The organism is Undibacterium sp. RuTC16W, from assembly GCF_049339445.1.
Classification (GTDB): Bacteria; Pseudomonadota; Gammaproteobacteria; order Burkholderiales; family Burkholderiaceae_D; genus Undibacterium.
Map to the genome: position 1 here is coordinate 325,983 of NZ_JBMPPE010000004.1, position 23,841 is coordinate 349,823.

General features: G+C 49.8%; 24 protein-coding genes. 18 read left to right on the forward strand and 6 right to left on the reverse strand.

All coding sequences use genetic code 11. The features are described 5' to 3' along the window. Positions 1 to 52: 52 nt before the first annotated feature. The 8 genes from glp (at position 53) to ACO0K4_RS10450 (ending at position 5,778) form a co-directional block, all read left to right on the forward strand. Entirely contained in the window at positions 53 to 1,336 is a 1,284-nt protein-coding gene (gene glp, locus ACO0K4_RS10415) for a gephyrin-like molybdotransferase Glp (protein WP_422956548.1), read from the forward strand. Positions 1,337 to 1,367: 31 nt separating this feature from the next. Next, complete coding sequence (gene moaD, locus ACO0K4_RS10420) at positions 1,368 to 1,625, forward strand: molybdopterin converting factor subunit 1 (RefSeq protein ID WP_422956549.1); 258 nt, start codon at positions 1,368 to 1,370, stop codon at positions 1,623 to 1,625. Positions 1,626 to 1,630: 5 nt separating this feature from the next. Then, positions 1,631 to 2,122 carry a molybdopterin synthase catalytic subunit MoaE gene (gene moaE, locus ACO0K4_RS10425; RefSeq protein WP_422956550.1) on the forward strand — a complete coding sequence of 164 codons (492 nt, stop codon included), beginning with the start codon at positions 1,631 to 1,633 and terminating at the stop codon, positions 2,120 to 2,122. Then, positions 2,119 to 2,505 (forward strand): fluoride efflux transporter CrcB, encoded by a 387-nt coding sequence (gene crcB / locus ACO0K4_RS10430; RefSeq protein ID WP_422956551.1) that lies wholly within the window; start codon positions 2,119 to 2,121, stop codon positions 2,503 to 2,505. Before moaE ends, crcB begins: the two co-directional genes overlap by 4 nt. Positions 2,506 to 2,675: 170 nt before the next feature. After that, on the forward strand, positions 2,676 to 3,647 hold the full coding sequence (pip, locus tag ACO0K4_RS10435) for a prolyl aminopeptidase (RefSeq protein WP_422956552.1): 972 nt from the start codon (positions 2,676 to 2,678) through the stop codon (positions 3,645 to 3,647). A 63-nt stretch (positions 3,648 to 3,710) separates the two neighbouring features. Continuing rightward, positions 3,711 to 4,196 (forward strand): hypothetical protein, encoded by a 486-nt coding sequence (locus ACO0K4_RS10440; protein ID WP_422956553.1) that lies wholly within the window; start codon positions 3,711 to 3,713, stop codon positions 4,194 to 4,196. 284 nt (positions 4,197 to 4,480) lie between these two features. Next, positions 4,481 to 5,002 (forward strand): hypothetical protein, encoded by a 522-nt coding sequence (locus tag ACO0K4_RS10445; protein WP_422956554.1) that lies wholly within the window; start codon positions 4,481 to 4,483, stop codon positions 5,000 to 5,002. Positions 5,003 to 5,433: 431 nt separating this feature from the next. Further along, entirely contained in the window at positions 5,434 to 5,778 is a 345-nt protein-coding gene (locus ACO0K4_RS10450) for a hypothetical protein (protein ID WP_422956555.1), read from the forward strand. Between the two features lie 4 nt (positions 5,779 to 5,782). Here ACO0K4_RS10450 and ACO0K4_RS10455 read toward each other — a convergent pair whose 3' ends face one another. The 5 genes from ACO0K4_RS10455 to ACO0K4_RS10475 form a co-directional block, all read right to left on the reverse strand. Beyond that, positions 5,783 to 6,244: a hypothetical protein gene (locus ACO0K4_RS10455; RefSeq protein WP_422956556.1), complete on the reverse strand. Its 462-nt coding sequence runs from the start codon at positions 6,242 to 6,244 to the stop codon at positions 5,783 to 5,785. 98 nt (positions 6,245 to 6,342) lie between these two features. Continuing rightward, positions 6,343 to 6,786: a GNAT family N-acetyltransferase gene (locus ACO0K4_RS10460; protein ID WP_422956557.1), complete on the reverse strand. Its 444-nt coding sequence runs from the start codon at positions 6,784 to 6,786 to the stop codon at positions 6,343 to 6,345. Positions 6,787 to 6,894: 108 nt separating this feature from the next. After that, positions 6,895 to 7,587, reverse strand: coding sequence for a hypothetical protein (locus ACO0K4_RS10465; RefSeq protein WP_422956558.1), 693 nt, complete (start codon positions 7,585 to 7,587; stop codon positions 6,895 to 6,897). Between the two features lie 136 nt (positions 7,588 to 7,723). Further along, on the reverse strand, positions 7,724 to 7,981 hold the full coding sequence (locus tag ACO0K4_RS10470) for a hypothetical protein (protein WP_422956559.1): 258 nt from the start codon (positions 7,979 to 7,981) through the stop codon (positions 7,724 to 7,726). A 794-nt stretch (positions 7,982 to 8,775) separates the two neighbouring features. Beyond that, the gene (locus tag ACO0K4_RS10475) at positions 8,776 to 9,372 is read right to left on the reverse strand and encodes a hypothetical protein (protein WP_422956560.1); all 597 of its coding nucleotides are present in this window, start codon (positions 9,370 to 9,372) and stop codon (positions 8,776 to 8,778) included. 173 nt (positions 9,373 to 9,545) lie between these two features. Here ACO0K4_RS10475 and clpB point away from each other — a divergent pair, with 173 nt between their 5' ends. From clpB to ACO0K4_RS10510, 7 genes are all read left to right on the forward strand, one after another. Further along, a complete protein-coding gene (clpB, locus tag ACO0K4_RS10480) occupies positions 9,546 to 12,140 on the forward strand; it encodes an ATP-dependent chaperone ClpB (RefSeq protein ID WP_422956561.1) in 2,595 nt (864 codons plus the stop codon). A 71-nt stretch (positions 12,141 to 12,211) separates the two neighbouring features. Next, complete coding sequence (locus ACO0K4_RS10485; RefSeq protein WP_422956562.1) at positions 12,212 to 12,346, forward strand: hypothetical protein; 135 nt, start codon at positions 12,212 to 12,214, stop codon at positions 12,344 to 12,346. 438 nt (positions 12,347 to 12,784) lie between these two features. Continuing rightward, positions 12,785 to 15,289, forward strand: coding sequence for a DNA polymerase III subunit gamma/tau (dnaX, locus tag ACO0K4_RS10490; RefSeq protein ID WP_422956563.1), 2,505 nt, complete (start codon positions 12,785 to 12,787; stop codon positions 15,287 to 15,289). 104 nt (positions 15,290 to 15,393) lie between these two features. After that, positions 15,394 to 15,720, forward strand: coding sequence for a YbaB/EbfC family nucleoid-associated protein (locus tag ACO0K4_RS10495; RefSeq protein ID WP_422956564.1), 327 nt, complete (start codon positions 15,394 to 15,396; stop codon positions 15,718 to 15,720). A 242-nt stretch (positions 15,721 to 15,962) separates the two neighbouring features. Beyond that, positions 15,963 to 16,559: a recombination mediator RecR gene (recR, locus tag ACO0K4_RS10500; RefSeq protein WP_422956565.1), complete on the forward strand. Its 597-nt coding sequence runs from the start codon at positions 15,963 to 15,965 to the stop codon at positions 16,557 to 16,559. Positions 16,560 to 16,574: 15 nt separating this feature from the next. Continuing rightward, complete coding sequence (locus ACO0K4_RS10505) at positions 16,575 to 17,828, forward strand: CaiB/BaiF CoA transferase family protein (RefSeq protein ID WP_422956566.1); 1,254 nt, start codon at positions 16,575 to 16,577, stop codon at positions 17,826 to 17,828. Positions 17,829 to 17,914: 86 nt separating this feature from the next. Further along, positions 17,915 to 18,055: a hypothetical protein gene (locus tag ACO0K4_RS10510; protein ID WP_422956567.1), complete on the forward strand. Its 141-nt coding sequence runs from the start codon at positions 17,915 to 17,917 to the stop codon at positions 18,053 to 18,055. Between the two features lie 37 nt (positions 18,056 to 18,092). On the opposite strand, the gene ACO0K4_RS10515 is transcribed toward ACO0K4_RS10510, so the two are convergent. Beyond that, positions 18,093 to 18,695 carry a MarC family protein gene (locus ACO0K4_RS10515; RefSeq protein WP_422956568.1) on the reverse strand — a complete coding sequence of 201 codons (603 nt, stop codon included), beginning with the start codon at positions 18,693 to 18,695 and terminating at the stop codon, positions 18,093 to 18,095. 153 nt (positions 18,696 to 18,848) lie between these two features. Between ACO0K4_RS10515 and ACO0K4_RS10520 the strand changes: the two genes are divergently transcribed. The 3 genes from ACO0K4_RS10520 to ACO0K4_RS10530 all read left to right on the forward strand — a co-directional run bounded on the left by ACO0K4_RS10520 (position 18,849) and on the right by ACO0K4_RS10530 (position 23,751). Then, positions 18,849 to 19,040 (forward strand): DUF1289 domain-containing protein, encoded by a 192-nt coding sequence (locus tag ACO0K4_RS10520; protein ID WP_422956569.1) that lies wholly within the window; start codon positions 18,849 to 18,851, stop codon positions 19,038 to 19,040. A gap of 65 nt (positions 19,041 to 19,105) precedes the next feature. Continuing rightward, the gene (locus ACO0K4_RS10525; protein ID WP_422956570.1) at positions 19,106 to 21,388 is read left to right on the forward strand and encodes a molybdopterin cofactor-binding domain-containing protein; all 2,283 of its coding nucleotides are present in this window, start codon (positions 19,106 to 19,108) and stop codon (positions 21,386 to 21,388) included. Positions 21,389 to 21,894: 506 nt separating this feature from the next. Beyond that, on the forward strand, positions 21,895 to 23,751 hold the full coding sequence (locus tag ACO0K4_RS10530; protein ID WP_422956571.1) for a M4 family metallopeptidase: 1,857 nt from the start codon (positions 21,895 to 21,897) through the stop codon (positions 23,749 to 23,751). The last annotated feature ends 90 nt before the right edge of the window (positions 23,752 to 23,841 follow it).

The window sequence follows — 23,841 nt, forward strand, 5'->3', positions numbered from 1 at the left end:
CGTTCACTGATCTATTTATTGATCTAATTATTGATCTATTTACCGATTTTTTATGACGACAAAAAAACCGATGTTGAGTGTGGCTGAAGCGCTGGATTTTTTATTGCGTGCTGCCAAACCGATTACCGAGACGCAACTCATACCGACCTTGTCGGCAAATGGTCGGGTACTGGCGCAAGCGCAGCTATCTCAGTTGCATGTGCCGCCGATGGATAATACGCAAATGGACGGTTACGCCGTGCGTGCCGCTGATTGCGTGAGCGGGCAGGCGCGTTTGCGTGTGTCGCAGCGAGTGCCGGCAGGGCACATCGGTGATCCGCTGGAGCCTGGCACCGCAGCACGGATTTTTACCGGTGCGATGATTCCTGCCGGAGCCGATGCGGTCGTGATGCAAGAGCAATGCAGCGTTGACGGCGATATGGTGACGATTTCTCATACACCGGCAAGCGGCGAGTGGATACGCCGTCAGGGCGAAGATATCCGCGCCGGATCAACTATTTTGACAGCGGGTACACGCTTGCGGGCGCAGGAGTTGGGGCTGGCGGCATCAGTCGGCCTGGCGCAATTGCCAGTGTTACGTAAGCTGAAAGTAGCCGTGTTCTTTACCGGTGACGAGTTGGCGATGCCGGGCGAAGCTTTAAAGCCAGGCGCGATCTACAACTCGAATCGTTTTACCCTGACCGGTTTGCTGGACAACATGGGATGCGACATCACTGATTACGGCATCGTGCCGGATCAGTTGCAAGCGACACGCGATACCTTGCGTATGGCGGCAAAATCGCATGACCTGATCATCACCTCCGGCGGCGTATCGGTCGGCGAAGAAGATCATATCAAGCCCGCAGTCGAAGCCGAAGGGCGACTCAATATGTGGCAGATCGCGGTCAAGCCCGGCAAGCCTCTGGCGTTCGGTGAGGTTGTGAGTAGTGGTGTGGCCGGCGATGTAAGTGGCGATGTAAGTGGTGATGTAAGCTGTGATGTGGATAGCAATCATGCTGCTTTCTTCCTCGGCTTACCCGGCAATCCTGTGTCTAGCTTCGTGACCTTTTTATTGTTTGTGCGACCGTTTATTTTGGCCTTGCAAGGGGTGCCCGACGTGACGCCACAGGCGTATACAATGCGCGCTGATTTTGCCTGGACAAAACCGGATCGTCGCAATGAATTTTTACGCGTCAAAATCAACGCCAGTGGCGGCCTTGATCTATTCGCCAATCAAAGCTCTGCTGTGCTGACTTCTACCGTATGGGGTGATGGCATGGTCGATGTGGCGCCAGGCCAGGTGATTGCACCGGGAGATCTGGTGCGCTTTATTCCGTTTGCTAGCCTCATGTCCTGATGTCTTGATTGTTGTAGTTCACTTCTCCATTATGAAAATTCACTTACGTTTTTTTGCCAGTATCCGCGAGAAGCTGGCGACTTCCGAAGAGCTGGTCAGCTTGCCGGATACGGTCCTGACCGTCGGCGATGTGCGTCACTGGCTGGTTGCGCGCGGCGGCGTCTGGGCAGAGGCGCTTGCTGAAGGGCGTGCCTTGCGCATGGCCTGCAATCAGCAGATGACAGATGCAGCGACGTTGATTGAGGATGGCTGCGAAGTCGCGTTTTTCCCTCCTGTGACGGGTGGTTAAACGTCATGGCCGTCTTTGTACAAACTGAAGATTTTGACGTCAGCACCGAGCTGGCAAAAATGCGTGCTGGCAAACCAGCGATCGGTGCGGTAGTGAGTTTTGTTGGCCTCGTGCGTGACCTCAATGATGGTCTGGATGTGCAGGCAATGGAGCTGGAACATTATCCCGGCATGACCGAAAAATCTCTGGACGATATCGTGCAGCAGGCAGGGCAGCGCTGGCAGTTGCTGGATACCTTGGTGATCCATCGGGTAGGCGTATTGCAGCCGCTGGATCAGATCGTACTGGTTGCCGTCGCGTCGGCACACCGTGGACAAGCTTTCGCCGCCTGCGAATTCATCATGGACTATTTAAAGACGCAAGCGCCGTTCTGGAAAAAAGAACAAACATCCCAAGGCGCGCGCTGGGTCGATGCGCGGGAAGCCGATGATCATGCACTCAATAAATGGCAGCTCGCTGGTACGATTTCAACAAATTCTGGTAAGGAGCCAGTATGAATGGATTAGGATTTATTGCCGTCGGTGTCGGTGCCGCATTGGGTGCGTGGCTGCGCTGGGCACTGGGAGTCTGGTTCAACAGCGTCGCGCTGCAAGTGCCGGTCGGCACCTTGATTGCGAATCTCGGTGGCGGGTATATGATCGGCATCTGCGTCGCATTTTTTGCCGCGAATCCGCATTTGTCCCCCGAGTGGCGCTTGCTTGCCGTGACGGGTTTTTTGGGGGGATTGACGACATTCTCGACCTTCTCCGCAGAGGCCATGGGACTGTTGCAGCGCGGTGATTATGGCTGGGCGCTGGCGCATAGCGGCCTGCATCTGATCGGATCAATCGTATTTTGTTTTGCAGGTTTTGCGACCTGGCGCGCGTTGTCTGCATCGTAAAAGGTGCATAACACGCATAGGAATGTATAAAAACGCATAAAAGCAATTAAATAGGGAGTATGTGCAAAAATAGGTATATACCCGCAATATCTCTCTAGTCAATTTTTAATACTCTTACCCAGTATATATGTAGATATCTGCCGGAGTAAGTGATCAAATGTCAGGTAACTATGTCGAATCCTTCTCCGAATTTCTCTCTGTTTCCGCCGATTGAGCCCTACAAGACCGGCATGCTCAAGGTTGATGAATTGCACACCCTGTATTGGGAAGAGTGCGGCAATCCCGATGGGCAGCCTGTGCTGTTTTTGCATGGCGGTCCAGGCGGTGGCACGTCGCCAACGCACCGGCGCTTTTTTGATCCGGCGCATTACCGCATCGTCCTGTTCGATCAGCGTGGTGCGGGCAAATCGACACCATTAGGCGAATACCGTAATAACACGACGCCACTGCTTATCGACGATATTGAAAAAATCCGCATCATGCTCGGCATCTCCGAATGGCTGGTCTTCGGCGGATCATGGGGCTCCACACTCGCGCTGGCGTATGGCGAAGCACATCCGGAGCGCTGTCTCGGCTTCATCCTGCGCGGCATCTTCCTGTGTACCAAGGCAGAGGTCGATTGGTTCGTCAACGGCATGGGCAATTTTTATCCCGAAGTACATCAGCGCTTTGCCGACGCCATCCCCGCCGAAGAGCGCCACGATCTGCTGCAAGCCTATGTAAAACGCCTGTTTTGCGACGACCCCGCAATCTACATGGAAGCCGCCCGCAACTGGAGCCGCTACGAAGGATCTTGCCTCTTCCTGGAGCCGCAGCCGCAAGCAATTGAAGATTTTGAGTCAGACGCGGTTAGCCTCGGCATCGGTCGTTTAGAAGCGCATTACATGCTGCACGGCGCCTTCATGGAAGAAGATCAGTTGATCCAGCAAATCGGCAAAATCCGCCATCTGCCAGCCGTCATCGTGCAAGGCCGCTACGACGTCATCTGCCCACCGATCTCAGCCTACCGCCTGCATCAGGCCTGGCCAGAAGCGGCTTATCACGTGATTGGCGATGCTGGGCATGCTGCGATGGAGCCGGGGATTGCTAGTGCGTTGGTGAAGGCGACTGAGGAATTTAAAGCTGGTGGGCGGTTTTTTTAGGGAATTAAATATGAGTTTTACGCGCGTTGCGCCTGCTGGTAATTGTTCGGTAAGTTTGTACTAATGAAATCAAATTTCCGCCGAAAGATCATCTGCTATGCCTTTTTGGCTGGGATACTCCATTGCTTTGCTTGGTCATTGCTTATTTATGATCTGAGAAATAGCGAGTTTCAGGATATAGAGAAGCGTCCAGTGCTACTCGTTTCTGCAGTCTTTACTGACCAAGACCCATATCGTCATGCAAGTAGTTATTGGCGTTTATATTTGAAATTGAAAAATTCGAACTCTTCGCAAGCCGAAATTCAAACGATCATTCCAGATCACCCAATTCCAATGTTGCATGAATTTCACGAGCATCACGGGAAGGACATTACATTAGTAGCTTGGGTGAATAAACGTTCTGGTCAGATTGTTGATGTTTTTCCACCTGCGGCACCAGAGTTCCTGACGTTATTTTATATTTTATTGCCTACTCTTGGCCTTGTTACGGCACTGTGTATTGCTGTTGGGTTCTTACCAGATGCAAAGCCGTTTGACTCAAATATTTAAGTGAGCAAACGTAGGGTTCTTTTCAGCAAGCGTAGGGTGCGTTCTACGCACCGAATTCTATTCACACCACGATCAGTTATTGTTTGCCTAGCTATTGATTGAATATATTGATCGAAGAATAGAAATAGATGGATTGATGTTTATAAGCGCGTTCATGTATTTTTGGTGCGTTAAATGCACCCTGCGCCTATTAGGCTCTGTGTAACTCTTTATGGAAGAAGTGGATAACAAATTTTGTATCAGTAAATTTATGAAATGAAGATTCACTTAACGTAAGGTATCCAATGAACCCAAATGATTTTAAAGATTTAAAAGAATTCGCATCAATCGTGACCCCATTCTTTAGTCCATTGATTCTCTTATTTGTGGGTTTAAAAATAAATAGAACTTTAGAGAAAAATAAAGTACAAATTACAAAGGATAAAGAATGGAGAGGAGAGTGGGCCAAGCGGTTTTATGTGCAAGCAATATTTTATAACGAGGCTATCGAGGATATGATTATGTTGCTTCATTCTGATCAACGGGAGACAACTGAAAAATTGGCTGGTTGGGAAAAAAGAATTGAGGAATTGCAAATGAAAGTTTATGAGATCGTTCCTCGCATACGAAAAGCAGAATGGTCATTAATTACAATGTGTGAATTTTGTCCAAATTCGAAAAGTGAAGTTCTGCTAACTGCAAAGCAGGCATTTAATCAATTGGCTGATCTTATGGCAAATAAACAAGGAAATGTTGAAGTAATTCGCACGTCATTACATTTGTTCAATGTTGCGGCAATGAAGGCTCATCGTGAAATTTTAGGGTAAGCAAGCGTAGAGTGCATTGTACTTACCGAATCTTATGAGTTCTTCGACCTGATTCGTAGCCAGCGTAGGGTGCGTTCCACGCACCGAATTCTATTCACGCCACGATCAGGTATTGTTTGCCGAGCTATTGACTGAATATATTGATCGAAGAGTGGAAATACATGGATTGATATTTATAGGCACGTTCATGTATTTTCGGTGCGTTAAATGCACCCTACTTACTGCGTACGATGCACACAAACCGAAGAGCAAATGATTTATAAAGTGTCAAACTTCGAAACGCCAATATGCGCAGTTTCCGAGTTGAGCGTCATGTTAAAGCACATGTCACGCTATTTTCGTAAATTCCCCCTCATTAAAACTGTCCGTAAAATTTACGGCCAATATATTTGGAAGATGTTACGTTTTTGATCCGAAATTTCGCGAGTGGTATGACGGGAATGAAGGCTAGACAAAACCATTTTCTCTTTACCACTGAACTGCATTTAGGACACTTCGATCCCCATCCGTACAAATGCGTTCCTATGCCATTGAATGTAAAAGTACCTCCAGGCGATTCATCAATCGTTTCGTCAAGGCAATCGTTGCAAAAATTCGGATGCTTGAATATTTCTAGGCATACGTTATTGCAGAAATTGTTGCCGCTTTCTTTTTTTCCTCCAAAAAGAATGGTTGATGAACAGGATGCGCAGTTGGTAGCCATGATTTTCCCTAGTGCTTTAACGTTTGAGACGAGAGGCGTGACCCGGCTTGCCGGGGCACGTCCTCTCGATTGAATGGTTAGCTTGCTGACCACACTTCATAGATGCCCTTTTGACCTAGAAGCCAGACCTTCCTGAACGGGCCATCAATTGCGTTGGCCCAGCGCTGTGCTCCACTAAGAATCTGATCATCTGGGCTGACAGTGCGACCATTCGTATAGCAAAGCAGTTCAATGGGGAGCATGGTTTGGTAGGTTTTATGCAGCTTCTGCCGAAGTGTCTTTTCCGTTGGATCAGATGTGGCTAAAACTATTGAGCCGCCATTCCTAAGCTTTGAGAGATTGGCTGCAATATCTGATGAGCAGATCTCAACCAGCTCATACGCAATCTTTTCTCCGCTACTCAACGTGCAGAAGATGTCGGGTTCAGACTGAGTACCGGGCTTGCTGACGCTCTCTGGGTCGATAGAGATGCCTGCCTTGGAGATGAACTCTCGGAAGACAGCAAGTTCGACCTCTGCTTTTTGTTGCTCTGTGCTCATACGCGCCTCAGCCAGCTAACGTTTGACATGAGAGGCGGCGCCCGGCCTGCCGGGCGACGTCCTCTCGATGGAAGGGTTAGGCACCAGTGCCGCGCGCCTCATGCCGGCAAAACTTCCGTAAGGGTCTTTGTCAAGGCGTATCGGGCCCCGCCCTTCGGGAAGTCAGGAATTCGACTGACCACTGAATAGCCGCACTTCTCGTAGAACGACAGCGCCTGAAAGCTGTAGGTCTCCAAATGCGCCCTATCGCACCCACGCCGGAGAGCTTCGTCCTCCGCCTGCTTCATGAGCACGCGGCCGTAGCCTTGCCCGCGCAAACTGTCGGAGAGCCAGACCGCTTGCACTTGCAGCCACCCTATGTAGGTTGCGCCGAGCAAACCACCGACAAGAGCGCCTTCACTGTCTCGAACCGTGACGAGGAGGTACTGGTGAACTGCACCATCGGTGTGTTGTGCATTGAACTCCGTCAGCCCCTTGATGACGGCATGCATGTCGCCAGGTTGTGGCTCAGATTCGACTGAGATTTTGTGCGAGCCTTTCATTTCACTCCGTTAATATTTGCTGGTGCCTAACGCAGATTTGAAGGGCGCGCGCGCCAATCTGTAAGTTTCAAGAGAGCGCTTATTCGCGCGTCATTTTCGAAAGTCATGTTAGCCCTGTGTAAGAACATCTTTTCGATCTCTTGTAATAATAGTTGAAGGCTTCATTCGTCTCCGAATGACAAAAACAGGTTTTGAAAAATCGTAAAATTCTTCTGACCACGGAGACGCACCAAGTCGAGCTAAAAGTTGTGAAACTCGTTCTTCGCTAAGTCGATCTCGCTTAAGCCTGGTCTTATAAAGTTGAACATCTTCTTCGACCAACGGCTTTCCACTTTCGAAGAACAACCACTTTCTATCTTGCTGCGCAGCTTGTACGGTTCGCTCAAAAACATCTCCATCTTTCACGTACCGATAAGTGAAAACAGCCCCTGATTGCATGGATGTCCACTCGTCATGTGCCGACCAATGTAATGTAGTTAAAGCGTGGTTTATTGTAAGGCAGTGGCACAAAGAATCATATCCATCACATAGAAAACTATTATTCCAAAGCACAACCCATTTCGAAAATGTAGGCATCACCAAGTAGAAAGTGGGGACATTTGCAAATTCGTTTGCAGTACCAAAAGCCGCGTCAAGGTTTGGGAAAATCTCCCAATCACCATCAACAACTTCTTCTCCACAAAATCGTGATACTTCAGCGTGAACAGCCTTCGCCACTAAATCGCAATCGCCTTCGACGAGATCGAGTGCTTGTGTAGTTGGCCACCATTTCTGTATCGATTGGCTGCGGAGTTCGTTCATTTATTGTAGGGCTAACGTTGAGCTGCCCGGCACTGCGCATACCGCGCCGAAACCGAAGAGTAGTGAATTGAAAAATCGGCTTTCGTCGAGACACCGAGTTGCGCAGCGTCCATGTCGAGCGTGATGTTAAACATCTTCATATTGGCTCCAAATCATTTGGAAATTTGCTCGCATTCGTCCACTCTTCATCAACAAAATCCCTATTTAGATCACGTCGATGCCAAGCTCTATTTAAATGCGAAAAGACATGCCCCAACTGAATTCTTAAGACAGTTTCGTCGAATTCCGGATCTTTTTCCATATCAACGATTAAGGCAGCTAAATGTTCACTAGCGTCTTCAAGTTCGTACATTAACCCCGCCCATTCAACAGGATTCGCTTCCTTGTTTATCATGAACGTTGATTCCTCATTGATGTTTAACGTTGAAGCTGAGCCGCGAGCGACGGCTTGCCGACGCGAGTCGGCTCGAGCGACCGGTTAGGGCTCATGCCGCCACCGCACGCAGAGAGAGAACACAAGCCCAACGGCCAACGGTATGGGAAGCATGGCGAGGAAGTGCCTTTCAAACCCCCACCACGGAAACGCATCGTAGACCCGAATTGGCTTTGCAGCCCACCAAGCAAAGATAAGTAACAGCCAGCAAGCAGAGATGCAGACTGCTTGAATGGCGGATGGCCGCCAGCCGAGAAGAGCTGACAAGGCCAACACAGCGACTGGCACGGCCGCGTAGATGACGGTGCCAAGGAGCCCAAAATCCCAAAGCTCGCCCAGACGCCCCCACATGCCAGGAGACCGCGCCAACTGGAGCGCAACAACTCCAAGCACACCGGCGATCAACGCAGCCAACGCGGAAATCGTGACTCTGGCAAAACGCATTCTTTGAGCCCTAACGTGTTTTAATTTTCATTTTGCAATGATAACCGACGATACAAAAATAACAAGCTTGCTCTACATCTCTTGAAACCCTCATGAACGCGAGCTGTATTTGGTTATACTGATTAAAAATACAGTATAACTAAATGGGCAAAAACATCACGCCTGTAAAACCGCGTTTATTTGACCAAGTGCGTGAACGCTTGCGTTTTAAGCATTACAGCCAGCATAGAGTGCCGTTCCACGCACCGACTATACGCACGCTTTAATTACATAAAAGTTTGCCTGTATCAACTAGACCAATATCACCCCACTCAATTCAACAAATGCGCCGGCAAAGACTCCTGATCGGCCCCGGGCATTTCTAATTCAAATCCCCAATCGGCTTCCGTCACGGTGGTTTGCAGCAGCTTGCAAAATGCATGCAGTACGACGGGTGTCAGGTTCACTGCAAATCCTTCACCGCTCAGCGGGATGAACTCGATGCGCATGGGTTCGTCCTGGCTTACATGGAATTGTATCGTTGCCAGTAGTAGCGGTGTTTCGCCTAGTGGCCAGGTCTGGACTTGTTCTTCGTAAGGTGCGCTGAAGCCGCCGTGTTGTTCTAGCAGGGCGACGGACGATTGGTGTTCCATCTGGACGATATCATTGCTGAACATGGCGGATGCTGGTTGATTGATGGCAACTTGTTTGTCCATTGATTCCATGATGGCAGGCCATAGCCGCAGCGTTAGCCTGCGTGTCAGGTGGCAGCGAATCTCTTGTCGGCCTTGATCTGCTGGCTTTGTTGTAGTGCTTGTCGCCAAGTCCTCGCTTGCAGTGCTTGCCTCGACTATCGGTGTGAAGGAGAATTTTGCGAGTAGCCGGTCTTGTTCGGGCTGATAATGTATGTTGATCTGATGTAATTCCATAAATTCTTTGATGTGGCACAAACAAAGCGCAATGCTTCTTTGCCTGCTATAGGTCACTTCTTGAAATAGTCCTGACAGCCCCAAACTCCGTTCGTAGCTTGTACTCAGGCAATTCACTCATTTGTATCACATGTTTCTGTGCGGTCTGGCCGCCGGAACCTCAGGAGAAAACAATGCGACTCGATAAACTTACGACGAAATTACAAGAAGCTCTTGCTGATGCGCAAAGTCAGGCTGTCGGCAATGATAACCAATACATAGAGCCAGTGCACATTCTGTTGGCGCTGATCAATCAGGATGATGGCGGCAGCCGCTCGCTCTTGCAGCGTGCTGGCGTGAATGTGGCCGCATTGACGAATGCTTTAAAGAGTGCCTTGGATCGTCTGGCAAAGGTCACCGGTACTGACGGTCAAGTGCAGATTGGCCGTGAGCTGATGGGCTTGTTGAATCTGGCTGATAAAGAATCCCAAAAGCGCGGCGATGAATTTCTGGCTAGCGAAATGGTATTGCTGGCGCTGGCCGATGATAAGTCCGAGGCGGGTAAATTAGCACGCGAAAATGGCTTGACGCGTAAATCGCTGGAGGCCGCAATTGCTGCTGTTCGTGGCGGCACCAATGTGAATTCGCAGGAGGCTGAAGGGCAACGTGAAGCACTCAAAAAATATACACTCGATCTGACGGAACGTGCGCGTTTGGGCAAGCTCGATCCGGTGATCGGTCGTGATGATGAGATTCGCCGTGCGATTCAGGTATTACAGCGCCGCAGTAAAAATAATCCGGTCCTGATCGGTGAGCCGGGCGTGGGTAAAACCGCGATTGTTGAGGGACTGGCGCAACGAATTGTGAATGGTGAAGTGCCCGATAGCCTGAAATCAAAACGGGTGTTGTCACTCGACATGGCGGCCTTGCTTGCAGGTGCTAAGTTCCGTGGTGAGTTTGAAGAACGTCTCAAAGCGGTGCTCAAAGAAATCGCTATGGACGAGGGACAAACCATCGTTTTTATTGACGAGTTGCACACCATGGTCGGCGCGGGTAAGGCCGAAGGTGCGATGGATGCAGGCAATATGCTCAAGCCCGCATTGGCTCGCGGCGAACTGCATTGCGTCGGCGCGACCACGCTCGATGAATACCGTAAATACATAGAAAAAGATGCAGCACTGGAGCGTCGCTTCCAGAAAATCATCGTTGATGAACCAAGTGTCGAAGCGACGATTGCGATTTTGCGCGGACTGCAAGAGAAGTACGAAGTACATCATGGCGTTGACATCACGGATCCTGCGATTATCGCAGCGGCGGAGTTGTCGCATCGTTACATCACGGATCGTTTTTTACCCGATAAAGCGATTGATCTGATCGATGAGGCTGCTGCAAAAATCAAGATCGAGATCGACTCCAAGCCAGAGGTCATGGACAAACTTGATCGTCGTCTGATTCAGTTAAAGATCGAACGCGAAGCAGTAAAAAGAGAAAAAGACGAGGGCTCGAAAAAGCGCCTGACTCTGATCGAAGAAGAGATCGCCAAGCTGTCACGCGAATATGCGGATCTGGAAGAAATCTGGAAGTCCGAAAAAGCGACGGTACAAGGCAGTACGCATATCAAGGAAGAGATCGAAAAAATCCGTCTCCAGATGGAGGATGCTAAACGCCGTGGCGACTGGCAGACCATGTCTGAGTTGCAGTACGGGCGTTTGCCCGAGCTGGAGGCGCAGCTCAAGCAGGCCGATGCGACGCAATCGAATACCCACGGCAAGCTGAAACTATTACGCACGCAGGTTGGCGCGGAAGAGATCGCTGAAATTGTGTCACGTGCAACTGGGATTCCGGTGTCGCGCATGATGCAAGGCGAGCGCGAAAAACTTCTGCACATGGAAGAGGAGCTGCATAAGCGTGTGGTCGGTCAGAACGAGGCGATTGGCGCGGTCTCTGATGCGATCCGGCGCTCGCGTGCAGGTCTGGGTGATCCGGGGCGTCCGTATGGTTCTTTCTTATTCCTCGGCCCTACAGGTGTGGGTAAGACGGAGTTGTGTAAAGCGCTTGCGGGTTTTATGTTCGATACCGAAGAATCGCTGATCCGCATCGATATGAGCGAGTTTATGGAGAAGCATTCGGTCGCCCGCCTGATCGGTGCGCCACCTGGCTATGTGGGCTATGAAGAGGGCGGTTATCTGACCGAGGCGGTGCGCCGCAAACCGTACAGCGTGATCTTGCTTGATGAAGTCGAAAAAGCGCATCACGACGTGTTTAATGTCTTGTTGCAGGTGCTGGATGATGGCCGCATGACGGATGGTCAGGGCCGTACTGTTGATTTTAAAAATACGGTGATTGTCATGACCTCGAATCTCGGTTCGCATCAGATTCAGGCGATGGAAGGCAGTGATCCTGGCGTGATCAAGATGGCGGTGATGGGCGAGGTGAAAACGCACTTCCGTCCTGAGTTCATCAACCGGATTGATGAGATCGTGGTGTTTCATGCGCTTGATGCGAAAAATATCGGTGCGATTGCCAAAATCCAGTTGCATGTGCTGGAACAGCGTCTGGTGCAAATGGATATGAGCTTGCAAGTCAGCGACGCCGCATTGCAAAAAATTGCGGAGGCAGGATTTGATCCGGTGTACGGTGCACGTCCATTAAAACGGGCGATACAGCAAGAGATAGAAAATCCGTTGTCGAAAATGCTGTTGCAAGGGAAATTCGGACCGAAGGACGTGATTCTCGTTGAGGTGGAAAGTGGTGATCTGGTTTTTAAGAAAAAATCTGAAGAAGTTTGAAATGTAGACTTATCGTCACAGTCTGGTGGCCTTGGCAAGGCTGCTGGGTTCAATGGTAATGAGGTCCTGAAATGCCTGTCGTATTGAACGCGACAGGCATTTTTTTAATTCACTTAGGTAAACGCAATTCAGCACAATGCGGCACCAGTCAAAGCAATGCAATTGGCTGGGAAGTCGTTATCGCTGCGTTGTTTGTCGGTGAGTAAGAGGCGAAGTTTGAACGTGAGCTTCATGCGGACATCCGCTCGGTACGCGCTGAGCTTGTCGCATGAGGTCGCGGCACTGCGCGAAGAATTGCGGTCAAGGCATCAAAAACACAATATTGAGTAATCGCTGCGAATCATCCCCACGAATCATCCCCACGAATCATCGCCACGAATCATCGCCACGAATCATCGCCACGAATCATCGCCACGAATATGCGCAGCGAACAAACGCGGAGGTGCTGTTTGTTAAAAAGCAATCCCCATTACCGCGTGCCTTATAAAAAAGCATCTGAGTTCTGCTTAATGAGTACGTGTTCTGCCGACTTATTTACGATATTTCAATCCAGCACTTATAATCCAGACCAGATTCTTCGCTAGTCTTGAAGAAGTGACAAAATCAAAACAGGATGCGTTAGCGGAATAAGGTAAAATCTCGCCATGTCATATCAAGTTCTCGCCCGAAAATATCGTCCCAAAAGCTTTGAAACGCTGGTGGGGCAGGAGCACGTGGTTCGTGCCTTATCTCATGCGCTGGAGCAGCAACGGCTGCACCATGCCTATCTGTTTACGGGGACGCGCGGAGTCGGTAAAACAACGCTCTCGCGCATCCTCGCCAAATCCTTCAATTGTCAGGGTGTCGATGGCAACGGCGGCATCACGGCCCATCCTTGCGGTGTGTGCGAGGCGTGCACGGCGATTGATGCGGGTCGTTTTGTCGACTACATCGAGATGGATGCGGCATCCAATCGTGGTGTTGACGAAATGGCGTCGTTGCTGGAGCAGGCGGTCTACGCGCCGTCGAATGCCCGCTTCAAGGTCTATATGATCGATGAGGTGCACATGCTGACCAACCATGCCTTTAACTCGATGTTAAAGACACTGGAAGAGCCGCCTGAGCATGTGAAGTTCATCCTGGCGACGACTGATCCGCAAAAAATTCCTGTGACGGTGTTATCCCGCTGCCTGCAATTCAATCTGAAGCAGATGCCGCCGGGGCATATCGTCTCGCATCTGGAAAATATTCTTGGACAGGAGCAAATCGAGTTTGAAGTGCCCGCGCTGCGCTTGCTGGCGCAAGGTGCTCATGGCTCTATGCGCGATGCTTTGTCACTGACCGATCAGTCGATTGCTTATGCAGCAGGTAAAGTGACTCTGGAAGCGGTGCAAGGCATGCTGGGTGCGCTGGATCAGTCATATCTGATCCGTTTGCTTGATGCGTTGGCGGTCAAAGATGGCAAGGCCTTACTGGATGTCGCTGATGAGATGGCTGCCCGTAGTTTGTCCTATAAAGCAGCATTGCAAGATTTAGGTAGTTTGCTGCACCAGATTGCGATTGCTCAAATGGTGCCGGATGCGGTTGCGGATGATGCCCCTGAACGTGAAGAGGTATTACGACTCGCCACTCTGTTTGGCAAAGAAGAAATTCAATTGTTTTACCAGATCGCTGTGCATGGCCGCAATGAGCTGGCTTTGGCGCCGGATGAATACGCCGGTTTCAGCATGACCTTGTTGCGCTTGCTGGCTTTCCGTCCGTCTGATAGCGCAGCAGGTGGCTCTGGTAGCGGTGGCGGTTCTGGTGGGGTTGCACCATCTGGTCATGTGCCACAACGTCCTGGCCCCGCAATGACAGCGTCACTGAGGTCTGCTCCGGCGCAGGGAGCAAGTCAAAACTCAACGCCAGTGCCAGCGTCAGTGACAGGGCAGGTATCTCATCAAATACTGAATCAAATACCGACGACAGTGTCGCTTGCTCCAGTTGCTCCTACCGTGGTGTCGCCTGCTGCGGTGGCGGATGCGTTTGCACCTTTGACTCCTGCACTGCCATCTGCGCCTGTCGTGCAAGATACTCCGGCAACTGCCACCACGGTCAGTACAGGAGCAATCGCACCTGCGTCTCCGCCATCTTCTGTTGTTGCGGCGGTTGTTCCTGAATCAGTAGTCAGTAGTGTTGGGAGTCAGCCGGTATCACCAGCAATGTCGGGAAGAGCTGCCGCACTGGCCGCTGCGGGTTTAAATAAATCGACTGCAGGAAGTCGAGCCGCAGCCGCAAAGGCGTTGTCGCCTCAGCCTGCTGTTGCGCCAGTTGTGCCTGTCGCAGCAGCACAGTCTGCTCCGGCGCAGATACAATCCCCGGCATTAGCACCGATACCTGCACCTGCAAGCGTTGTCACACCTCAGCCGACGGCACCAGTGGCTCAGGCAAAAGCAGCAAGCTCATCTAATGCACCCTATGCCCCCGATGGCATGCCGCCACCCTGGGATGAGGATTTGATGGAGGCAAGCTATTCTGCAACGTCGAATGAACCGCCACCGCATTTTGGTGCGTTTGATGATGAGTTTGAATCGGTCGGGGTGGCTGGCCTCGCTGTACGCCCCCCTTTGATGCAGCAACGAGCGAACCTGGCTGGCCGTCAACAAGCTGAAGCTGTATCTGCTGACGCTTTGACCGACGTAGTGAGCGACACACCGGTGACGCCCGCTTTTGCGCAAGCTGTTATGGCAATCGAACCGGCAGAGGACATCGTGCGACCTACTGCGCTGGTACCGATTCCTGAACTAAATTGGGATGGACACTGGCCCAATCTGGCGGCGAGTTTGCCTATGCGCGGTGTAGCCCAGCAGCTTGCACAGCAAAGTGAATTGATTCAATGCCAGATCAACGGGAATACTTTTTTATTCCAATTGCGCGTGCCTTTGCAAACCTTATTGTCGTCTGGCAGCGTAGAGAAATTAGAAATGGCATTGGCGGAACGTTTCTCAAAGCCCGTCAAGGTCGAGACTAAGATTGGTGCAGTCGAGCAGACAGCGAATGCACAGGCTGTTGCCGAGCGCGCAGAGCGCCAGCAACAGGCGGAACACTCGATACAAAGTGATTCCTTCATACAGAGTTTAATGCGAGAATTCGGCGCGACAATTGTGACGGGTAGTATCAAACCAATTTAAGTGAATTGTTGATAGATTCCCGGCTCGCGAAAGCTCGAAACCCCAGATTGCTGTACCGGGCAGAGATTGCCACTATTTTTTGAATATGTTTTAGGAGAAGTATTATGATGAAAAACCAGCTCGCTGGCCTGATGAAACAAGCGCAGGCAATGCAAGACAATATGAAAAAAGCCCAGGATCAATTGGCTTTGGTTGAAGTAGAAGGTCAGTCTGGTGCTGGTCTGGTCAAAGTAGTGATGACTTGCAAAAACGATGTGAAGCGCGTCACTATTGACCCGTCTCTGCTGGGCGATGACAAAGATATGCTGGAAGATCTTGTGGCAGCGGCATTTAACGACGCAGTGCGTAAAGCAGAAGCGACTTCATCAGAAAAAATGTCTGCATTGACGGCAGGCATGCCAATGCCACCTGGTTTTAAAATGCCGTTCTAAGTCCTGTTGATATAACGAGTGCGCACAGAGTCTGCTCTCTGCGTGCTTGTTTAGGTCGGTACAGGAATTCAAAAAAAGTCTGAAAAATCTGACGAAACTATGATCAGGTCGATGAATCATCAGGTAGGTGACTCGTTCGGTAGATGAATCAGAATAAAGCCTGACTGGCAAGAGACACATCCTCAGCCGTATTTACTATTCAGTATGTCTTTCGCTTCTAACTCACAACGACCACCTACTACGTGAAATCCCAAACCAGTCTTGAAATTCTCGCGGAAGCTCTGCGCCGTTTGCCCGGCGTCGGTCCAAAATCTGCGCAGCGTATGGCTTATCATCTGTTACAGCATGATCGCGATGGTGCTGCGCAACTGGGGCGAGCATTGATGCAGGCCGTTGAGAAAATTCATCACTGCGCGATGTGCAATACCTTTACCGAAAGTGATGTCTGCGAAACTTGTCTGGATCCCGAGCGTGATGTATCGATGCTCTGTGTCGTCGAGACGCCATCGGATCAAATGATGATCGAGCAGACGATGACGTATAAAGGTCTGTACTTCGTGTTGATGGGACGATTATCCCCGCTGGATGGGATAGGCCCAAAAGATATACACCTTGAGAAACTGATTGTTCGTGCTACCGACGGGCTGGTGACTGAGGTAGTGCTGGCGACGAATTTTACGAATGAAGGTGAGGCTACTGCGCACTACATCAGTGAAACGTTGAAAGCACGAGGCCTCAAAGCGAGCCGTCTGGCGCGTGGTGTACCAGTGGGCGGGGAACTCGAATACGTTGACGCAGGCACGATTGCCCGCGCCATGCTGGACCGCCGCAGCACTTAAATTAATGCTGAAACGATGACTGAACACGCTCAAAAAAAATTGACTGGCCCGTTAGCGGGAATCAAAGTGCTGGAATTGGGCACCTTGATTGCCGGACCGTTTTGTGCGCGTATGCTGGCAGAGTTCGGCGCAGAAGTCATCAAGATAGAATCGCCCGACGGAGGCGATCCTATCCGTCAATGGCGTGTGTTGAAAGACGGTACTTCACTATGGTGGAGTGTTCAGGCGCGAAATAAAAAGAGCCTGACCCTTAATCTGAAGCAGATTCAGGCGCAAGCGATTGCCCGGCGGCTGGCGTTGGATGCCGATATTATTATCGAGAATTATCGTCCTGGCGTGCTTGAGAAATGGCAGCTTGGTTACGACAGTTTGAAGGACATTAATCCCGCAACCATCATGGTACGTCTGTCCGGGTATGGACAGACAGGGCCGATGAAAGACTTGCCCGGTTTTGGCGCGATTGGCGAGTCCATGGGTGGTTTACGCTATGTCTCGGGACATCCCGATCGTCCGCCAGTGCGCGTCGGCATATCGATTGGCGACTCAGTCGCTGCTTTGCATGGTGTGATTGGTGCGATGATGGCGCTGCGTCACCGCGATGCAACAGGTGGTCGCTGGAACGGCAAGCAGGGTACTGATTGCATTGCCGGACAAGGACAGATGGTCGATGTAGCGCTGTACGAATCGGTATTTAATCTGATGGAATCGCTCGTGCCTGAGTTTGATCATGCAGGTATGGTGCGTGAGCGGACTGGCGGTGCTCTGCCGGGTATTGTGCCATCGAATACCTACACGACAGGCGATGGCGAGAACATTGTGATTGCAGGCAATGGCGATGCGATTTTTAAGCGCTTGATGATGGCGATTGGTCGTGAAGATATGGCGAACGATCCCGGTCTGGCCCGCAATGATGGACGCGTTCCGCGCACGGTAGAGATCGATACGGCAATCAGTGACTGGTGTCAGCAACAAACGATTGACAGCGCGTTGCAACTGTTGCAAACAGCCGATGTGCCTGTGGGTAAAATCTATTCGGTCCGGGATATGATGAGCGATCCTCAATTCCTTGCACGGAATATGTTTGAACAGCATGCATTTGCCGATGGTACACCAGTCAAGCTGCCAGCTATCTCGCCAAAATTATCTGAAACGCCTGGTCATACCAACTGGCTGGGACCGAAGCTGGGGCAGCATAATCATGAGGTGTTGCAACAACTAGGTTATTCCGAATCCGAGATAGCGCAGTTTGAGCGCGACAAAATTGTCTGACACTATTTTCTCACTCATTGATATCGTTGCTGCCTCCACAAAGCAGGTAGCGATGTAGAAAATTTATAAGAAAGCAGAGTCCACTTATGAACCGTCAGTTCTTTAAACAATTCGCTATCGCCCTCGTATTGTTTTTACTCGGCTACTTCACTTTTAACGGCAAACTGTTTGCGCAAGATGTGAGTAGCCGGACCCCACAAGCTGTCGTGGTCACACCTGTTAATTGAGATACTGATGCAATTTAAAGAGTATCGGTTGGTTAGCTCAGGATAAAGTTTTTAAATAATCCCGGATGCCAGCAAGCAGCATTTCTACCGAGGCTGCCGTCAAGATCAAACCCATCAATCGTTCAAACGCTGTCATGACACGTTTGCCAAGTACACGCTGCATGCGTTCAGCACTTAATAACACCACTAGCCATACGATAGCGACCGATGTCAATGCCGCGACATGAACTGCTACATCCAATCTGCTGCTTGACGAAAACAGGAGCACGGTAGCCAATGCTGATGGTCCTGCAAGTGCCGGAATGGCCAGTGGCACAATGAAAGGTTCGTGATCGTCTTCTGTATCACCAAAAATCCCGCCCTCTTGCGGAAACACCATGCGAAGCGCAATCAGGAACAGAATCACGCCGCCACCGATACGTAGCGACACATCTGATAGCTGCATCGCTGTCAGGAAATGCCGGCCAAAGAACATGAACAGCAGTAATAACGCAAAGGCAATCGCACATTCACGTACGACGACACGCCAGCGCCGCTCGGGGGCAACATGAGAAAGTGCCGCAACAAAAATAGGTACGTTCCCAAACGGATCGGTGACCAGGATAAGCAGAATGAAGGATTGGAAAAAATCTTGCGTCATGTTTTGTTCGCTTTGAGGTCATTGATATGTCTGTAAGGCATCGTATGTGAATTGCCATAGCCATTCAAGCGAATTATAGAAATCGCGTTACTATTGGGGTAATCTGGCGTTTCCAGCACGCTCGTATTATTTTTAGACAGGTAAGAATTTTCTATGACGATTGAAAAAAAAGAACGGCCTGATACGCCCTGTGTTGCTGTGTGCTCCACGACTTTTGATGATGTATGCCGGGGATGCGGCAGGACGGTGGCGGAGGTCGCTGAATGGGTATTCATGAATCAGGATCAAAAGGAAGTCGTGTGGCAAAGAATCCTGGCTGAGGGTTATCCTCGCAGGAATACCTGATTGATCAAATTAATCAAATAAAATCCATAATTAACAATAAAAATCACAATCACGGAGACATTGTTATGGCAGAAGCAAAGTTAAAAACAGAACCCCAAAAGAAGTCGCGCCGGCGTTTTATTTTAGGTGGATTAGGTGTTGCCGGAGCGCTGGTTGTCGGCTGGGGCTTCACGCCGCCGAGGCAACGACTTAACAGCACCAGCTCTTTGCCAGTGACAAATGGTGAAATCAGTTTAAACGGGTGGATCAAGATTGCGAAAGATGGCATGGTCACGGTCGCCATGCATAAAAGCGAAATGGGACAGGGCATACACACGGCATTGCAGATGCTGATTGCCGAGGAACTCGATGTTCCCATGCATATGGTCAAGCCTGTTCATGCACCTATCGATAAAATTTACGGCAATGTTGCCATGCTTGCCGATGGACTGCCTTTTCATCCAGATAATACCGGCACTGTTAAAAGTACCGCACGCTGGATGACAGCAAAGTTTGCCCGTGAACTTGGTTTGCAGGTTACTGGTGGATCCTCTAGCATCAAGGACTCATGGCTACCTATGCGTGAAGCAGGGGCGACTGCCCGGGCAATGCTGATTGCCGCTGCCGCAAAAGAGTGGAACGTGCCAGCAGATCAATGTAAGACGAGTGAAGGAAAAGTGATTCATGCTTCAGGTAAGAGCGCTGGTTATGGTGAACTGGCTGCCAGGGCGGTATTAATTACACCTGATGACGTCCGTTTAAAAGACCCCAAAGCATTTACCCTCATCGGCACTCCGCAATCACGTACCGATTCTGCGGCTAAGACAAATGGCAGCGCAGTTTTTGGTATCGATGTGCGTCCACCGGGATTGCTTTATGCTGCAATCAAAATGAGTCCGGTTATTGGCGGTAGCATCAAAAAAATCAATGAGAGTGAGATCAAGGCTGCCGGTGATCTGGTTCAGGTGATTGATTTGCAAGCGACTAATTCTGCAAATTTGGTGGCCGGTGTTGTCGTGGTAGCCAAAAATTATTGGACTGCAAAAAAAGCATTGCTGGCACTGCCTGTAGAGTGGAATCCTGGTCCTGCTGCGACTGTGTCCTCGGCAGATATTTTTAAAGAGCTAGGACGTCAACTTGACACTGAATCTGGTTTTACTTACTACGAGCAAGGGGATGTAAGTTCTTTATCCTCTGCGGCCAAGACCATCAAGGCCGAATACAAGGCGCCATTTTTAGCGCATGCCACGATGGAGCCGATTAATTGCACCGCGCAATTTAAAGACGGCAAACTTGATCTGTGGGCGTCAACACAAGTTCCCAGCATTGCCGTTGATGTCGCCGCCAAAATCGCCAATATTTCGTCGGATAAAGTTGAGTTACATATGACGTATCTCGGCGGTGGTTTTGGCCGCCGCCTGGAGGTCGATATGGTGGTTCAGGCGGTGACAGTAGCGTTGCAAACTAAGGGCTTGCCAGTGCAGTTGATCTGGAGCAGAGAGGAGGACATGACGCATGACATGTACCGGCCGGCTGCTTTAGCAAGGTTTAATGCGTTAGTTGATGCGAATGGTGTTGTGACTGCCTATGATAATAAGTCAGCCTCTGGATCCGTGACGCATCAGGTGCTGAAGCGCACATTTGGTGTGCCCGGTGCCGGACCAGATAAGACGACAGCGGAGGGTGAGTTTGATATGCCCTACGAATTTGCCAATCAAAAAATTGCCCACGTCATCGTGCCGACTGTTGTCCCTCTAGGATATTGGCGCTCTGTCGGGCATTCGCATAATGCATTTTTCAAAGAAAGCTTTATTGACGAACTCGCGCATGCGGCGGGTAAGAATCCGGTCAATTTTCGACGTGAATTATTGAAACAGCATCCGCGCTTTTTGACCGTAATGGATGCTGCAGTGAATAAGGCTGGACCGGCACCAGAGGGACGCGCGCATGGCATTGCTCTACATCAATCGTTTGGCTCTATCGTGACGCAAGTGGCAGAGGTTTCGGTTAACAATAAGCAGATCCGGGTCCATAAAGTGACGTGTGCCGTGGACTGTGGAATTGCAGTTAATCCCAATATCATTGCGCAGCAAATTGAGTCTGCGATCATTTTTGGGCTTAGTGCGGCTTTATACGGTGAGGTCACTATTAAAAACGGCCAGGTTGAGCAGGCGAATTTCCATGACTATCCGGTTCTTAGAATGAATGAAGCACCTGAAATTCAAACGGTCATCATCGCCAGTGCTGAGCCACCGGAGGGCATCGGTGAGCCAGGTACGCCACCAATTGCCCCTGCAGTTGCTAATGCCGTGTTTTTACTGACCGGGCAGCGATTGAGAAGCCTGCCTTTGCGTCTGGAAACTACCTGAATTACGCAGCTATTTGACTTATTTTAATCTTGAATTTGATCGACTGGTATGGTCGTCATTATTGCTCCTGATCAAATTCAATAAAAATAGTTCATTCAAAAATGTAAAAACAATGTTTACTTAAATGGGTGTAATTGCATTTTTTTGTATTTTTAAATCAGCAATTTTTTAACAATATTTGACATGTTCGGGTCTTTTTCAAAATTTTCTCTTGCAAGGAAATATTTGCACCATTTTTCACATTGCGGAAAAACAACGCGCTTATTTCCAAGTCTTTTGATGTCTGATTAACTCTCCATTAACTATTTGGGCAATAGCCTGTTGATTGGCTGCAATATTTTTGTAGTCTTTCGGCAAGAAGTTTCAGCGTTTTTGCTGGGATACAGATCAAAAGCCTTCACTCTGGTCTACTTGTTTTTTTAGATTGACATAAATTCAACGCTTACCGCGTTGGCTAATACTCATAGGGGACACAATCCCTACGGCAATTTGAAAATGGAGAGAAAATGGAACAAGCTTTGAAATTAACACAAGTATTACGTCCAACCCTACTGGCAGTGATGGTAGCGGGTGCTTGCAATGCGATGGCAGCAGATCGTATTGACTTGGAAAATTTTGTTGCGCCAGCAGCGACTACAGCAGCGGCGAAAACATTAGCTGGTGGTACAACAGCAAAATTGAATGATTTGCTGGGCTTGACTGCTAGCGAACTGCAAGCTGTGCGCAGCCAGACTTATGCTAACGGTAAAGTAGTAACACGTTACCAGCAGTTTCATCAGGGCGTACCTGTCTGGGGTGAGGGTGTTGTTGAACACGTAGCGCCAGGTGCCGCTCAGCCAGCGCTGGCAGGTGCAATGTTGCGCAATCTGGGTAATGATTTGCCAGTTGCAAAACCATTGTATTCAGCCTCTCAAGCATTGACACTGGCAAAGACTCAAGCACGTGTTAATTCCACTGAAAATGAACAATCCAAATTGCATATCCAGCTTGGCGCAAATAATGTTGCCCAACTGATTTACGTGATTTCTTTCCTGGATACATCCAATCCAAGCAAGCCAAGCCGTCCACATTTCATCATTGATGCAAATACCGGCGCGGTTCTGCAAAAATGGGAAGGTATTGCCCACGCTACAACTGGCACAGGTCCTGGCGGTAACGCTAAAACAGGCCAATACGAATACGGCACTACCGCTGGTTACGGTTATTTAGACGTGTTGGTCAGCGGCTCTACCTGTAAGCTGAGCAGCACGAATGTTGATACCTACAACATGAATAACGCAACGTCCGGTTCCGGCACGCTGCACAGTTTTACCTGCCCGCGCAATACGGTCAAAACAGTGAACGGTGCTTACTCCCCGATGAATGACGCGCATTACTTCGGTAATCAGGTCTTCAACATGTACCAGGCTTATCTGGGCGTACGCCCGATCAGCCAAAAGTTGATGATGCGCGTGCATTACGGCTCTGCTTACGAAAATGCATTCTGGGATGGTACAGCAATGAATTTCGGTGACGGTGCCTCCACCTTCTACCCATTGACAGCCTTGGATGTGACTGGTCATGAAATTAGCCACGGCTTCACAGAACAGAACTCGAATCTGACTTACTCCGGCATGTCCGGCGGTATGAATGAAGCGTTCTCGGATATGGCTGGTGAAGCAGTCAAGTACTATGTCAAAGGCACTAATGACTTCAAAGTCGGTGTCGACATTTTCAAAGCCAGCGGTGCCTTGCGTTACATGTACAACCCACCATTGGACGGCGGTTCCATCGATAATGCAGCGAACTACACCAGTAGCCTCGATGTGCATTATTCCAGTGGTGTGTACAACAAAGCGTTCTATTTGCTGGCAACTAAAACTGGCTGGAACACACGCAAAGCATTTGAAGTCATGGCTGATGCAAACCGTTTGTACTGGGCGGCAGGCAGCACGTTTAATCAAGGTGCTTGCGGCGTAGAAAAAGCAGCAGGTAACCGTGGTTACACAGTTGCTGACGTCACTTCTGCATTCAGTGCAGTTGGCGTAAGCTGCGCTACGACAACACCAACAGCAACACCGTTGACTAAAGGCGTGACAGTTACTGGCATCACTTTGGCTAAAGGCGCTACTAAGTTGTACTCCATCGTTGTTCCAGCAGGTGCTACAAATCTGAGCGTCAAACTGGCTGGTGGTACTGGTGACGGTGACCTGTATGTCAAAGCAAGTGCAGCACCGACGACAAGCTCTTACGATGGTAAGTCTGAAGGCTCCACAAATGCAGAGACGGTAACGATTGCTGCACCAAAAACAGCAACTTACTATGTTCTGGTCAGCGCTTATGCAGCAGTAAGCAGCACGACTCTGGTCGCAACTTATCAGTAATACTCTCTAGTTGTTATTGAGTAGATACTCTCAGTCCCGCTCCGTCCGGAGCGGGATTTTTTTTCAATCAGTATTTTTGAAGAGTGCCGG

Bases quoted from the DNA above. Each gene is read 5' to 3' on its own strand.
- glp (WP_422956548.1), top strand. From the start codon at position 53: ATGACGACAAAAAAACCGATGTTGAGTGTGGCTGAAGCGCTGGATTTT.
- moaD (WP_422956549.1), top strand. From the start codon at position 1,368: ATGAAAATTCACTTACGTTTTTTTGCCAGTATCCGCGAGAAGCTGGCG.
- moaE (WP_422956550.1), top strand. From the start codon at position 1,631: ATGGCCGTCTTTGTACAAACTGAAGATTTTGACGTCAGCACCGAGCTG.
- crcB (WP_422956551.1), top strand. From the start codon at position 2,119: ATGAATGGATTAGGATTTATTGCCGTCGGTGTCGGTGCCGCATTGGGT.
- pip (WP_422956552.1), top strand. From the start codon at position 2,676: ATGTCGAATCCTTCTCCGAATTTCTCTCTGTTTCCGCCGATTGAGCCC.
- ACO0K4_RS10440 (WP_422956553.1), top strand. From the start codon at position 3,711: ATGAAATCAAATTTCCGCCGAAAGATCATCTGCTATGCCTTTTTGGCT.
- ACO0K4_RS10445 (WP_422956554.1), top strand. From the start codon at position 4,481: ATGAACCCAAATGATTTTAAAGATTTAAAAGAATTCGCATCAATCGTG.
- ACO0K4_RS10450 (WP_422956555.1), top strand. From the start codon at position 5,434: ATGACGGGAATGAAGGCTAGACAAAACCATTTTCTCTTTACCACTGAA.
- ACO0K4_RS10455 (WP_422956556.1), bottom strand. From the start codon at position 6,244: ATGAGCACAGAGCAACAAAAAGCAGAGGTCGAACTTGCTGTCTTCCGA.
- ACO0K4_RS10460 (WP_422956557.1), bottom strand. From the start codon at position 6,786: ATGAAAGGCTCGCACAAAATCTCAGTCGAATCTGAGCCACAACCTGGC.
- ACO0K4_RS10465 (WP_422956558.1), bottom strand. From the start codon at position 7,587: ATGAACGAACTCCGCAGCCAATCGATACAGAAATGGTGGCCAACTACA.
- ACO0K4_RS10470 (WP_422956559.1), bottom strand. From the start codon at position 7,981: ATGATAAACAAGGAAGCGAATCCTGTTGAATGGGCGGGGTTAATGTAC.
- ACO0K4_RS10475 (WP_422956560.1), bottom strand. From the start codon at position 9,372: ATGGAATTACATCAGATCAACATACATTATCAGCCCGAACAAGACCGG.
- clpB (WP_422956561.1), top strand. From the start codon at position 9,546: ATGCGACTCGATAAACTTACGACGAAATTACAAGAAGCTCTTGCTGAT.
- ACO0K4_RS10485 (WP_422956562.1), top strand. From the start codon at position 12,212: ATGCCTGTCGTATTGAACGCGACAGGCATTTTTTTAATTCACTTAGGT.
- dnaX (WP_422956563.1), top strand. From the start codon at position 12,785: ATGTCATATCAAGTTCTCGCCCGAAAATATCGTCCCAAAAGCTTTGAA.
- ACO0K4_RS10495 (WP_422956564.1), top strand. From the start codon at position 15,394: ATGATGAAAAACCAGCTCGCTGGCCTGATGAAACAAGCGCAGGCAATG.
- ACO0K4_RS10505 (WP_422956566.1), top strand. From the start codon at position 16,575: ATGACTGAACACGCTCAAAAAAAATTGACTGGCCCGTTAGCGGGAATC.
- ACO0K4_RS10510 (WP_422956567.1), top strand. From the start codon at position 17,915: ATGAACCGTCAGTTCTTTAAACAATTCGCTATCGCCCTCGTATTGTTT.
- ACO0K4_RS10515 (WP_422956568.1), bottom strand. From the start codon at position 18,695: ATGACGCAAGATTTTTTCCAATCCTTCATTCTGCTTATCCTGGTCACC.
- ACO0K4_RS10520 (WP_422956569.1), top strand. From the start codon at position 18,849: ATGACGATTGAAAAAAAAGAACGGCCTGATACGCCCTGTGTTGCTGTG.
- ACO0K4_RS10525 (WP_422956570.1), top strand. From the start codon at position 19,106: ATGGCAGAAGCAAAGTTAAAAACAGAACCCCAAAAGAAGTCGCGCCGG.
- ACO0K4_RS10530 (WP_422956571.1), top strand. From the start codon at position 21,895: ATGGAACAAGCTTTGAAATTAACACAAGTATTACGTCCAACCCTACTG.